This is a genomic window from Thermobacillus xylanilyticus (assembly GCF_907165215.1).
GTDB lineage: Bacteria > Bacillota > Bacilli > Paenibacillales > Paenibacillaceae > Thermobacillus > Thermobacillus xylanilyticus.
The window spans coordinates 23054-35223 of sequence record NZ_CAJRAY010000106.1 but is presented as its reverse complement, the minus strand read 5'-3'; the positions used below and the strand labels follow the sequence as shown (position 1 = coordinate 35223).

General features: G+C 60.6%; 12 protein-coding genes. 10 read left to right on the top strand and 2 right to left on the bottom strand.

What is annotated here, in order from left to right; all coding sequences use genetic code 11:
- The first annotated feature begins 62 nt into the window (after positions 1–62).
- From KJQ12_RS19280 to rplT, 4 genes are all read left to right on the top strand, one after another.
- A complete protein-coding gene (locus tag KJQ12_RS19280) occupies positions 63–1307 on the top strand; it encodes a glycosyltransferase family 2 protein (RefSeq protein WP_213487069.1) in 1245 nt (414 codons plus the stop codon).
- Positions 1308–1646: 339 nt separating this feature from the next.
- Positions 1647–2210, top strand: a complete 564-nt coding sequence (gene infC, locus KJQ12_RS19275) for a translation initiation factor IF-3 (RefSeq protein ID WP_015253948.1) — start codon at positions 1647–1649, stop codon at positions 2208–2210.
- Positions 2211–2275: 65 nt separating this feature from the next.
- Complete coding sequence (gene rpmI, locus KJQ12_RS19270) at positions 2276–2476, top strand: 50S ribosomal protein L35 (protein WP_015253949.1); 201 nt, start codon at positions 2276–2278, stop codon at positions 2474–2476.
- A 47-nt stretch (positions 2477–2523) separates the two neighbouring features.
- Complete coding sequence (gene rplT, locus KJQ12_RS19265) at positions 2524–2883, top strand: 50S ribosomal protein L20 (RefSeq protein WP_015253950.1); 360 nt, start codon at positions 2524–2526, stop codon at positions 2881–2883.
- Positions 2884–3204: 321 nt separating this feature from the next.
- Here rplT and KJQ12_RS19260 read toward each other — a convergent pair whose 3' ends face one another.
- Complete coding sequence (locus tag KJQ12_RS19260) at positions 3205–3687, bottom strand: GNAT family N-acetyltransferase (RefSeq protein ID WP_213487068.1); 483 nt, start codon at positions 3685–3687, stop codon at positions 3205–3207.
- A 698-nt stretch (positions 3688–4385) separates the two neighbouring features.
- On the opposite strand from KJQ12_RS19260, the gene ilvB reads away from it, so the two are divergent.
- From ilvB to leuB, 5 genes are all read left to right on the top strand, one after another.
- Positions 4386–6125: a biosynthetic-type acetolactate synthase large subunit gene (gene ilvB / locus KJQ12_RS19255; protein WP_213487066.1), complete on the top strand. Its 1740-nt coding sequence runs from the start codon at positions 4386–4388 to the stop codon at positions 6123–6125.
- Position 6126: 1 nt separating this feature from the next.
- Positions 6127–6612, top strand: coding sequence for an acetolactate synthase small subunit (gene ilvN / locus KJQ12_RS19250; RefSeq protein WP_213487064.1), 486 nt, complete (start codon positions 6127–6129; stop codon positions 6610–6612).
- 113 nt (positions 6613–6725) lie between these two features.
- Positions 6726–7718, top strand: coding sequence for a ketol-acid reductoisomerase (gene ilvC / locus KJQ12_RS19245; protein ID WP_015253954.1), 993 nt, complete (start codon positions 6726–6728; stop codon positions 7716–7718).
- A 146-nt stretch (positions 7719–7864) separates the two neighbouring features.
- Positions 7865–9409 carry a 2-isopropylmalate synthase gene (locus KJQ12_RS19240; protein WP_213487062.1) on the top strand — a complete coding sequence of 515 codons (1545 nt, stop codon included), beginning with the start codon at positions 7865–7867 and terminating at the stop codon, positions 9407–9409.
- A 19-nt stretch (positions 9410–9428) separates the two neighbouring features.
- A complete protein-coding gene (gene leuB / locus KJQ12_RS19235) occupies positions 9429–10505 on the top strand; it encodes a 3-isopropylmalate dehydrogenase (RefSeq protein ID WP_213487061.1) in 1077 nt (358 codons plus the stop codon).
- Between the two features lie 14 nt (positions 10506–10519).
- On the opposite strand, the gene KJQ12_RS19230 is transcribed toward leuB, so the two are convergent.
- Positions 10520–11464, bottom strand: coding sequence for a metal-dependent hydrolase (locus tag KJQ12_RS19230; protein ID WP_244860699.1), 945 nt, complete (start codon positions 11462–11464; stop codon positions 10520–10522).
- Positions 11465–11678: 214 nt separating this feature from the next.
- On the opposite strand from KJQ12_RS19230, the gene KJQ12_RS19225 reads away from it, so the two are divergent.
- The gene (locus tag KJQ12_RS19225; RefSeq protein WP_213487129.1) at positions 11679–12104 is read left to right on the top strand and encodes a hypothetical protein; all 426 of its coding nucleotides are present in this window, start codon (positions 11679–11681) and stop codon (positions 12102–12104) included.
- Positions 12105–12170 lie beyond the last annotated feature (66 nt).

Below are 12170 nucleotides of genomic sequence, written 5' to 3'. Positions count from 1 at the left end.
AAACGCAGACCAAGACAAACAGAGAAAAGACAGGGTAAATCAATAAGGGGGCACAATCGCATATGATTAACGCTTTTCTGATCGCCGCGCAGATCATCGTGGCATTCATCGAGGCGTTTCAGTTTGTCATCTCGCTGTCCGGCCTGATGAAACGGCGCAAACCGCGCCGGCGGCATGAGCCGAAGCACTCGTTCGCCGTCATCGTCGCCGCCCACAACGAGGAGCAGGTGATCGGCGCGCTGGTGGAAAACTTGCTGAAGCTGGATTATCCGCGGGAGTTGTACGACATTTTCGTCATCTGCGACAACTGCACCGACGGAACGGCGGATGTCGTCCGCAGCTACGACGGCGTTCACGCCTGCGTGCGGCGCAATCCGCAATTGCGAGGCAAAGGCCATGCCATCGAATGGATGCTCAATGAACTGTGGAAAATGCCGAGATCGTACGACGCGGTCGTCATGTTCGATGCCGACAACCTCGTGAATCCGGACTTCCTGCGGCTGATGAACGACGATTTGTGCGAAGGCCACCGGGTCATCCAGGGCTATCTGGACACGAAAAATCCGAACGACTCCTGGGTGACGGCCGCTTACGGCATCACGTACTGGTACTGCAACCGGCTCTGGCAGCAATCGCGCAGGAACCTTGGCATGGCGAATTTTCTCGGCGGCACGGGCATGTGTTTCGAAACGCGCCTGCTCAAAGAGATGGGATGGGGTGCGACCAGCCTGGTCGAAGACCTCGAGTTTACGATGCGCTGCATCAAACGGGGCGTCTACCCGGTGCTCGACTATGACGCGAAAGTGTACGACGAAAAGCCGCTCACGTTCCGGGCGTCCGCCCGCCAGCGGCTCCGCTGGTTGCAGGGGCATTTCAACGTGGCGCGGCGCTACTTCATTCCGCTGCTGCGGGACAGCATCAAGGAGCGGAGCTTCATCAAGTTCGACGCCGCCATCTATTCGGTCAGGGTGTATAGCGTGCTGATGGCGTTCATCGTGACGGCCGCGCTGTGGATCGACAATGTGCTGCCGGCGGCGAACCATTTTACTTCGATATACGAAGCGCTGCCGGCATGGACGGTCGGCGTGGCGATGACGATTTCCGCCATCCAGTTCCCGGTCGCGCTCCTGCTGGAGCGGGTGAAGGAATGGCGCATGTACGCCCACCTGCTGACGCTGCCGCTGTTCCTGCTGTCGTGGTGGCCGATCACGCTGTACGCGTTTTTCACGCAAAACAACAAGCAGTGGAGCCATACGAAGCATACGCGCGTCATCCGGCTGGAAGAGGTGCAAAGCAAACAGGTTTGAAGTCGCTTTTTCCCGCCTTGGTTTGGCGCGAGCCGGGTGATGCTTGCACACGGTTGACAAACCGGTTGCTTGTGTGATAATATTCATCAGGCATATTTCAAAGTGGCACAAGCAGAAGCACCCGCTTCTCACCTGACCGGCAGCGGCCGGCTGGTTCTCGCCGTCCGATAAGGTTCCGTACCGCTCCGGGCATGCCGGTGTGGCGGGCCGATTGCAGACTGGTCAAGGAATGCGGGTCCATGCGGCCCGCATTTTTTTAATGAAAGATAAGGATTCGGCTTATCTTTCGACGCAAAACGGATGCGCCTGCCTGGAAGAAGACGGCGCGAGCCGTTTGACTTGCAAGGGGATCGCCACGCGATTATCTGGAGGTGGAACATTATTAGCCGAGATCATCAGATCAACGAGGAGATCCGGGCGAGGGAAGTTCGCCTGGTCGGTCCGGACGGCGAGCAGATCGGAATCAAGCCGTTCCGCGAAGCTTTGCAAATGGCGATCGACATGGACATGGATCTCGTGAACGTCGCGCCGATGGCGAAGCCGCCGGTCTGCCGGATCATGGATTACGGCAAGTTCCGTTACGAACAGCAGAAGAAAGAGAAAGAAGCGCGCAAGAACCAGAAGATTGTCGACGTCAAGGAAGTCTGGTTCCGCGCCAACATCGAGGAGCACGACTATCAGGTGAAATACCGGAACGTCGTCAAGTTCCTGGGCGAAGGCAACAAGGTGAAGGCGTCGGTCCGTTTCCGCGGCCGTGAGATCACCCACGCGGAGATCGGCCAGCGCATTCTTGACCGGCTGCGCAGCGAAGTGGCGGACCTCTGCGTCGTCGAGCGCGTGCCGAAGCTGGAAGGCCGCAGCATGGTCATGATTCTGGCGCCGAAGAACAAGGACAAGGACTGACGCGTCATCCGGCGGACCCGTCCCGGCGTTCCGCCGAAACCACAAGCGATGGAGGATTAATGGTTATGCCGAAGATGAAAACGCACAGCAGTCTGAAAGACCGCTTCAAGATTACCGGCACCGGCAAGGTGAAACGGTACAAAGCCTACAAGAACCATCTGCTCTACGGCAAATCCGGCCGCCAGAAGCGCGTGCTGTCGAACCAGCCGCTCACGTCGAAAGGCGACGTCGCCCGTCTGAAGCAGGGACTCGCCCAACTGCGATAATCAGCATCGAGCCGGACATCTGACAGAATCAACGGGAGGTTATCCATATGGCAAGAGTGAAAGGCGGCTTCGTCCGCACGCGCCGCCGCAAGCGGATCCTGAAGCTCGCGAAAGGTTACTACGGTTCCAAACACCGCTTGTTCAAGACCGCCAAGGAACAAGTGATGAAATCGCTGCTGTACGCGTACCGCGACCGCCGTCAGCGGAAGCGCGATTTCCGCAAGCTGTGGATCACGCGGATCAACGCGGCCGCTCGTCAGAACGGCCTGAGCTACAGCAAGTTCATGCACGGTCTGAAACTGGCCGGCGTGGAAGTGAACCGCAAGATGCTCGCGGACCTCGCGGTGAACGATTCGAACGCGTTCAACGCGCTGGCCGGCATTGCCAAAGAGAAGATCAACGCTTAACAGCCGATAAGGGCTTCCGTTCAAGCATGGCGCTTGGCCGGAAGCCCTTTTGCATCGTTTCTTGAACTGGTCAACCCTCTGGTGCATTTTTGCCCCTTATTCAATGGACGGCGCGCAATTTCGGCGGATTTGGTGCAAAAATACACCAGATGGACCCCTATTTGCCGATCAGAGGACCAATCTGGTGCACATTTGCACCAAATGGAGCCATTTTGCCAAGCAGCGGGCCAATCTGGTGCACAAATGCACCCGATGCCGGCATTCCGGCATCGGGGGATTCCATCTGGTGCGTCGCGCGATGTGTCGATCACATGCTGCTGTTCAGATAACGGGGATGAGCGGTTTATACAATTCCCAGCAGCGGAGCGACGGCCAGTATCGGATGGCCCGGTATCCCGCGCGCAGATAGAACAGGTGTGCCCGGTCGTTGCCCTCGTCCACGAAGAGCGATGCGGCTGTGCAGCGGCGGAACCGGCCGTACCGTTCGGCTTCCCGGAGCAGCGCCGTACCGATTCCCTGTCCCCGGCTGTCCGGCTCCACCGCCAGCATGTCGATCTGGAGCAGGACAGGCGCATTCGGCCGGCTTGTGACCATGACATGGATGAATCCTTTCACGCTGCCGCTCCGGCCGGCGGCGACCAGCGTCCGCCCTTGCCGGATGCGCGCGGTGAGCGCGCGGTCCGTCAGCGCTTCGCGCCCGATCGGCGCGTTCGACAGCGGCGCGAGCTCGCGGCGGATCAGCTCCAGGATGGCGGCGGTGTCCTGCCGGTGTCGATAGGGACGGATCGTGTAGTCGGCAGCCATGGCGGTCGCTCCTTGCCCGAACGTTGCTGCCGGGCGGCGGCGCCGCTCCGGCATACCATTCTATGCCGCCCGGCCGGCTGGAGACCGGGCGCGGGGACAGACTCAGGCGCAAGACCGCGGCGTGTGGATCGCCCCGGATAAGCCGCCATGATATGCGCATCATATTCGTATTGACGATCGTCCCGCCCGGGTCTATAATATACGTTAAGTCTAATATTGACATCGGCTATGATGAGGAGAAAGCGTCAGGGCTCTTTCGCCCAGAGAGCGGACGGAATATGCTGCAACCGCCGCCGAAATCCCTGTACCGCGAATGTCGCCTCGGAGCTGTTCCCTTGAACGACGATGCATACGGATCCGGCGTCCAGTAGAGGGAATCGCATGGCAAGCGTTACCCTGCCCAAGGTCGGATTCGGCGTCCATAGCCGGATTTGCACCTGCCGAGGCCTTATGCCGCGAGGCATAGGGTGAATCAGGGTGGTACCACGGAAGTGTCAAGCCTTTCGTCCCGGAATGCGCAGCAGCGCGTTCGGCGGCGGAAGGCTTTTTTGCTGGCTGGAGCTTGCATGCCGATGCAAGTTTGATTGTATGCCGATAGAAGCTTGTTGCCGACACGGGCATCAAGCCGCCCGACAAGCATTGGATTGCCGGCCCACGGCAAGGCTTGAACCATGCAATACGCAAGGGAGGATGGGAACATGAACACGCAACCTGCCGCTCTGCGATCCAAGAGTGAATTGATCGAGAAATGGTCCAAACCGGAGGTCATCACCGGTTCGGAAATGCTTCTTCGCAGCTTGCTGCTGGAAGGCGTGGAATGCGTATTCGGCTATCCGGGGGGCGCCGTTCTGTACATCTACGACGCGATGTACGGCTTCACGGATTTCCACCACGTGCTGACGCGCCACGAGCAGGGAGCGATCCACGCGGCTGACGGCTACGCCCGGGCCACGGGCAAGGTCGGCGTCTGCATCGCGACGAGCGGTCCGGGGGCGACGAACCTTGTCACGGGCATCGCGACGGCTTACATGGACTCGGTGCCGCTGGTCGTCATCACCGGCAACGTCGTGCAGAGCGCCATCGGCACGGACGCGTTCCAGGAAGCCGACATCATCGGCATTACGATGCCGATCACGAAGCACAGCTATCTCGTGCGCAAGGCCGAGGACATCCCGCGCATCATCCATGAGGCGTTCCACATCGCGAGCACCGGCCGCCGCGGCCCGGTCCTGATCGACATCCCGAAGGATGTTTCGGCGGAGAAGGCGCTGTTCAAGCCGGCCACCGAAGTGAACCTGCGCGGCTACAACCCGACGGTCATGCCGAACAAGCTGCAGGTCGACAAGCTGCTGAAGGCGATCGCCGAAGCGAAGCGTCCGGTCGTGCTCGCCGGCGGCGGCGTCGTCTACTCGGGCGCCCACGAGGAGCTGCTCAAGTTCATCGAGACGACGCAGATTCCGATCACGACGACGCTGCTCGGACTCGGCGGCTTCCCGAGCGGACACGAGCTGTGGATGGGCATGCCGGGCATGCACGGCACCTACACGGCGAACAAGGCGATCCAGGGCTCCGACCTGCTGATCAACATCGGCGCCCGCTTCGACGACCGGGTGACGATGAAGCTGCAAGGCTTCGCGCCGAACGCGAAGGTCGCCCACATCGACATCGACCCGGCGGAGATCGGCAAGAACGTCCCGACCGACATCCCGATCGTCGGCGACGTCAAGACGGTGCTCGAGATTCTGAACCGCGAGGCGAAGCGGACCGATGCGGACGAATGGCGCGCCCAAATCGCGGCCTGGAAGCGGGAAGTGCCGCTCCGCTACGAAGATTCGGACACCGAGCTGAAGCCGCAATGGGTCATCGAGATGATCTACGAGACGACGAAGGGCGAAGCGATCGTGACGACGGACGTCGGCCAGCATCAGATGTGGGCCGCCCAATTCTACAAGTTCAGCAAGCCGCGCTCGTGGATCACGTCGGGCGGTCTCGGCACGATGGGCTTCGGCTTCCCGTCGGCGATCGGCGCCCAGATGGCGTTCCCGGACCGGACGGTCGTCTCGATCAACGGCGACGGCGGCATGCAGATGTGCGCCCAAGAGCTGGCGGTCTGCGCGATCAACAACATTCCGGTCAAAGTCGCGATTATCAACAACCAGGTGCTCGGCATGGTGCGTCAGTGGCAGGAGATCATCTACGACAACCGCTACAGCCACATCGACCTCGCCGGCAGCCCGGACTTCGTCAAGCTGGCCGAAGCTTACGGTGTCCGCGGATTCCGCGCGACGAACAAGGAGGAAGCACGGGCCGCGTGGGAGAAGGCGCTGGCGCATGACGGCCCGGCGGTCGTCGAGTTCGTCGTCAGCAAGCATGAGAACGTCTATCCGATGGTCACCCAGGGCAATACGATCGATGACATGATTCTGGGGGATGCGTGAGATGAAACGGCATACGATCTCGATTCTCGTCAACAACCAACCCGGTGTGCTGCAGCGCGTCGCCGGCCTGTTCGGCCGGCGCGGCTTCAATATCGAATCCATTACGGTCGGCACCAGCGAGGAGCCGGGCCTGTCCCGGATGGTCATCGTGACGACCGGTGACGAAAAGACGATCGAACAGGTCGGCAAGCAATTGTACAAGCTGATCGATGTCATCAAGGTTGTGGATCTCAGTGCCAATCCGATGGTTGCCCGGGAGCTTGCGCTCATCAAGGTGCATGCGGAACCGGCGGCCCGGCCGGAAATTCTCGGCGTTGTCGAGACGTTCCGGGCGTCCGTCGTCGACATCGGCGCTTCGACGATGATCGTCCAGGCGGTCGGCGATACGGAGAAGATCGACGCGATCATCGAGCTGCTCAAGCCGTACGGCATCCGCGAGCTGAGCCGGACGGGCGTGACCGCGATGACCCGGGGCAGCATGAAGTAATTCCGCCGTTCCCGCGAAAAAACCGGCCGGCATTGCCGATTGGGGGATGCAACCGGCGGCAATATGAGGTAAGATGGAAAATGTGCATATTTTGAAGGAGGCGCTCATTCGCAATGGCAGTCAAACTGTACTACGAAAAAGATGCAGACCTCAGCGTCCTGCAGAATAAGACGGTCGCGGTCATCGGCTATGGCTCCCAGGGCCACGCGCAAGCGCAGAACCTGCGCGACAGCGGCGTGCGGGTCGTCATCGGCCTTCGGCCGGGCAAATCGGCGGAGAAAGCGAAGAACGACGGTTTCGAAGTGCTTTCCGTCGCCGAAGCGGTGAAGATCGCCGATGTCGTGCAAATCCTGATGCCGGACGAAACGCAGGCGAAAGTGTACCGCGAGGAGATTGAGCCGAACCTGAAACAAGGCGCCGCACTCATGTTCTCCCACGGTTTCAACATCCATTACGGCCAAATCGTTCCGCGCCCGGACATGGACGTCCTGCTCGTCGCTCCGAAATCGCCGGGCCACATGGTGCGCCGGACGTATGTGGAAGGCTTCGGCGTTCCCGGCCTGATCGCGATCGAGCAAGACGCGACCGGCAACGCAATGGCGATCGGCCTCGCTTACGCGAAGGGCATCGGCTGCACGCGCGCCGGCGTCATCGAGACGTCGTTCCGCGAAGAGACGGAGACGGACCTGTTCGGCGAACAGGCCGTACTGTGCGGCGGCACGGCCGCGCTCGTCAAAGCCGGATTCGAGACGCTGGTTGAAGCCGGCTACGCTCCGGAAATGGCCTACTTCGAGTGCCTGCACGAGCTGAAGCTCATCGTCGACCTGATGTACGAAGGCGGCCTCGCCGCAATGCGCGACTCGATCTCCAACACGGCGGAATACGGCGACTACGTCACCGGCCCGCGCATCATCACGGAAGAGACGAAGAAGGAAATGAAGCGCGTGCTCGCCGACATCCAGTCCGGCAAGTTCGCCCGCGACTTCATCCTCGAGAACCAGTCGAACCGCGCGATGCTGACGGCGATCCGCCGCCGCGAAGCCGAGCATCCGATCGAGCAGGTCGGCAAGCAGCTCCGCGAACTGATGCACTGGATCAAGAAATAAGACCGGTCAAGTTGAAGGAAAGGACGGACGGCGCCTTGTCCGCGCTTCTCGCGAGGGCAAGGCGCGCCGTGCTGTCCGGAAGCGTTCGGCCCCGCGGCAGACATGGAGCGGTGATCTGACGATGGCGGGCGTCATGGAGGTGCAATATGCGGAAAATTTACATTTTTGATACGACGCTCCGCGACGGCGAGCAGTCGCCGGGCGTCAATCTGAATACGCAGGAGAAGGTCGAGATCGCACTGCAGCTCGAGAAGCTGGGCGTCGACCGGATTGAAGCCGGTTTCCCGGCCGCTTCTCCCGGCGACCTGGCCGCCGTGAATGCGGTTGCGCGGGCGGTCAAGAACGCGACGATCATCGGCCTTTCCCGTTCGCGCACGCAGGATATCGACGCCGTCCGCGAAGCGCTCAAAGGCGCCGAGGATCCGTGCATCCACCTGTTCCTTGCGACTTCGCCGATCCACCGTCAGCACAAGCTGCGGATGTCGAAGGAGCAGGTGCTGGAGACGGCGGAAGCGGCGATCCGGTACGCGAAGCAATTTTTCAGCAAGATCGAGTTTTCGCCGGAAGACGCCGGCCGCACCGAGCTGGACTTCCTCTGCGAAGTGACGGAGATGGCGATCCGTGCGGGCGCGACCGTCGTCAACATTCCGGATACGGTCGGCTACATGACGCCGGTTGAGTTCGGCAACATTTTCAAAACGCTGCGGGAGAAAGTGCCGGGCATCGAGAAGATCCAGCTGAGCGCCCACTGCCACGACGACCTCGGCATGGCGACGGCCAACGCCCTTGCCGCCATCGAGAACGGCGCCGAGCAGATCGAAGGCACGATCAACGGCATCGGCGAACGGGCGGGCAACACCGCGATCGAGGAAGTTGCGCTGGCGCTGGAGACCCGGTTCAACTATTACCAGGCGAAGACGACGCTGAACCTGAAGGAGATTGCGCGCACGAGCCGGCTCGTCAGCAAGCTGACGGGGATGCCCGTGCCGGGCAACAAGGCGATCGTCGGCGCGAACGCGTTCGCGCACGAATCGGGCATCCACCAGGACGGCATGCTCAAGGAGAAGTCGACCTACGAGATCATCTCGCCGGAGACGATCGGCCTGGTCGAATCGAAGCTTGTCCTCGGCAAGCATTCCGGCCGCCACGCGTTCCGCGAGAAGTTGATCGATCTCGGCTACGAGCTGGATGACGAGGCGCTCAACGAAGCATTCGCGAAGTTCAAGGATCTCGCGGACAAGAAGAAGCAGGTAAGCGACGAGGACATTCGCGCGCTGCTCGAGGAGAAGCTGGTCGACACGCCGGAAGTGTACCGGCTTGAAAAGCTGCAGGTCGCCTACGACAACCGCTCGGTGCCGAGCGCCGTCATCGCGGTCAACGTGCAGGGCGAAGGCGTCAAGGAACAGCAGGCCGAAGGCAACGGTTCGGTCGACGCGATCTACAACGCGATCGACGCGCTGACCGGCGAGCAGGTCGAGCTGGAAGACTATGCGATCAAGTCGGTGTCGCAGGGCAAGGACGCGCTCGGCGAAGTGTACGTCGTGCTCGGACAGAACGGCGTTTCGGCGCAGGGACGGGGCTTAAGCACCGACATTCTCGAGGCGAGCGCCCGCGCGTACATCGACGCGCTGAACCGGTTGATCGAACGGCGCAAGTCGCCGCGTCGGCGCGACCGGATGAGCCTGATCTGACGGGGAGGAAACAAGCTGCATGGCGGATACGAAGAAAATCGCGGTCATCGCCGGCGACGGCATCGGTCCCGAGGTGGTCGCGGAAGCGATCAAAGTGATGAAGAAGACGGAAGAACTGTACGGGCTGAGTTTCGAATTCGAGCACGGCCTGTTCGGCGGCATCGCGATCGACGAGAAAGGGACGCCGCTGCCGCAGGAGACCCTCGACATGTGCAAGGCGGCGGACGCGGTGCTGCTTGGCGCGGTCGGCGGTCCGAAGTGGGACAACAATCCGAAGGAGCTTCGCCCGGAGACGGGGCTGCTCGGCATCCGCAAGGCGCTCGGGCTGTTCTCGAACATCCGTCCGGCGAAAATTTTCGACTGCCTGAAAGACGCGTCGACGCTGAAACCGGAAGTGCTTGAAGGCACGGACCTGATCGTCGTGCGCGAGCTGACCGGCGGCATCTACTTCGGCGACAAATTCCGCCGCGAAGGTGCGAACGGCGAAGAAGCGGTCGACACGTGCGTCTACAACGTGCATGAAGTCGAGCGCATCGTGCGCCAGGCGTTCGAAATCGCCCGCACGCGCCGCAAGAAGCTCGCTTCGGTCGACAAGGCGAACGTGCTCGAGACGTCCCGCCTCTGGCGCGAGGTCGTCAACCGGATCGCACCGGAATACCCGGACGTCGAGCTTGAGCATGTGCTGGTCGACAACTGCGCGATGCAGCTGCTGCGCCGTCCGGCGAGCTTCGACGTCATCGTGACGGAGAACATGTTCGGCGACATCCTGAGCGACGAGGCGGCCATGCTGACCGGTTCGATCGGCATGCTGTCTTCCGCTTCGCTCGGCGAGGGCGCCTTCGGCCTGTACGAGCCGGTGCACGGCTCGGCGCCGGACATCGCGGGCCAGGGCATCGCGAACCCGATCGCGACGATTCTGTCCGTCGCGCTCATGTACCGCCTGACGTTCGGCTATCACGAAGCCGCGCAGTCGATCGAGGACGCGGTTGCGAGCGTGCTGGACGCCGGCCATCGGACGGCGGACATCGCGACCGACCGGAGCAAGGCGGTCGGCACGCAGCAAATGGGCGATCTGATCGTCGCCGCGATGAAATAATCCGAATACGTGTCTCACGAACATCGGACAAGCCGTGTCCGCCGCAAGGCGGATGCGGCTTTTTTCGCCTTGAGGACTACTCCGGATTCCGGACGGAACCGGGGAGGGCGCCTTGTGTGCCGGAAGGTTCGACCATCAAGCCGCGGGACGCCAATGGATGCCGTCTGATGATTGGAATAGACGATCTGGCCATTTTGCTCATCGAAGCATTTAAGAACGAAGGATTCCCGCGTTTTCGTCCATTCTTCGACACGGTAACGCAATCCTTCTCCGGGAGCCGTGAAGTAGAAGAGCGTTTCGCTGATTTTGCCGCCTGTGGCATTGCTGTCGCCGCTGGCCAGAAATTGTTCGGATCTTGCATGATAGGACCAGTTCATCGCTTCCCAGGGCCACTCTCCTGTCGGAAATACGGTTATCGCGGCATTGGGGAACGGATACCGCTCGTGCAAGGCGTTTGTCACCATCTCTTTCGCAGCGGCCTGGAATCCGATGTACAGGAGAATCGTCAAGATCCCCGCAGCGGACAAGAGCCGGATTCTCTTGAAGGCCAAACCGGCGGAGATGGCGGCGAGCGCAATGATCCAAACCAATGGGGTCGATTTGCTGATGATGCTGTACTCCAGTTCTTCCTTGACAAAGGGATAAAAAATGGCGTTGCCGTTGTCGATCAGATCCAGCAGCAGATGTCCGAACACGAAGGCGGCCAGAAAGGAGCCGAAGATTCGCATGAACGGTTCTTTCTTGAAAATGGTTTTCAATATCCCGGCGAACAGAGCCGCTGCGAAAGGTGCGGCGATCAGGGAGTGCAGCAGTGAATCTTGAAACAGCTCCTTCGTTACGTCAGGGAGAAGGGCCGCAGCCGCGCCGAGCAAGAGATAAAACCATGTTTTCTTTGGCGTGCTGAACAGCAGCGCGATAATCGCTCCGGTGCAGGCGTGATGCAAAATATCATTGACCATGTCGAACTCCTCACGCGAACGTTGTTCCAAAATAAAGAAATCCATAAATATTATAGAAATCAAGTCGTCAAATCTCAATTAAAACATGAACGAAAGCCCGGATTCATGGCTTCTTGATATTTTTCTTGCCGGCGGCGTGAAGGAATTCGGACTTCCGGCGGCGAATACAATGGGGCAAGGGAAGAATGATCCGGCCGAATCGGAGGTGACGGCGATGAGCTTCTGCTGCGGCGCGAGCATGATCGGTACGAGGGGGACGATGAAGCATTTCCGCACGTTCATCCACAATGTGCCGATTCTGTTCTGTCCGGTCTGCCATCGTGTCGAAATTCATCATCTGGTCGAACAGGAATACGAATTGCTCGCGGAATACGCGCACGGAGACGGCGCCTCCGAGGTGGATTTCCGCGACTATGTCGATCAGGATCGCGATGAGCTGCTGGCGAACTGCGTCAATCACGAAGACGAGGACCCGATGGAGATCGTGCTGAATCAGATCGACATGGCGCTTGATCTGCTGGCATTCGCCAAACAGCTCGGCGACCGGGAATGGGAAGAGCAGCTGAAGCGGCGGCTCACCGCCCTGAACAACCGGCGCAACAAGCTGGCGCAGCGGCGGACGAGCGGCCGGCGCACTTGACTTGGCCGTCATCTCACGACAGCCTCCCGCAAGGAGGCTGTTTTTTTGCTCCGGGAGATGGTACGC

Bases quoted from the DNA above. Each gene is read 5' to 3' on its own strand.
- KJQ12_RS19280 (WP_213487069.1), top strand. From the start codon at position 63: ATGATTAACGCTTTTCTGATCGCCGCGCAGATCATCGTGGCATTCATC.
- rpmI (WP_015253949.1), top strand. From the start codon at position 2,276: ATGCCGAAGATGAAAACGCACAGCAGTCTGAAAGACCGCTTCAAGATT.
- rplT (WP_015253950.1), top strand. From the start codon at position 2,524: ATGGCAAGAGTGAAAGGCGGCTTCGTCCGCACGCGCCGCCGCAAGCGG.
- KJQ12_RS19260 (WP_213487068.1), bottom strand. From the start codon at position 3,687: ATGGCTGCCGACTACACGATCCGTCCCTATCGACACCGGCAGGACACC.
- ilvB (WP_213487066.1), top strand. From the start codon at position 4,386: ATGAACACGCAACCTGCCGCTCTGCGATCCAAGAGTGAATTGATCGAG.
- ilvN (WP_213487064.1), top strand. From the start codon at position 6,127: ATGAAACGGCATACGATCTCGATTCTCGTCAACAACCAACCCGGTGTG.
- ilvC (WP_015253954.1), top strand. From the start codon at position 6,726: ATGGCAGTCAAACTGTACTACGAAAAAGATGCAGACCTCAGCGTCCTG.
- KJQ12_RS19240 (WP_213487062.1), top strand. From the start codon at position 7,865: ATGCGGAAAATTTACATTTTTGATACGACGCTCCGCGACGGCGAGCAG.
- leuB (WP_213487061.1), top strand. From the start codon at position 9,429: ATGGCGGATACGAAGAAAATCGCGGTCATCGCCGGCGACGGCATCGGT.
- KJQ12_RS19230 (WP_244860699.1), bottom strand. From the start codon at position 11,464: ATGGTCAATGATATTTTGCATCACGCCTGCACCGGAGCGATTATCGCG.
- KJQ12_RS19225 (WP_213487129.1), top strand. From the start codon at position 11,679: ATGAGCTTCTGCTGCGGCGCGAGCATGATCGGTACGAGGGGGACGATG.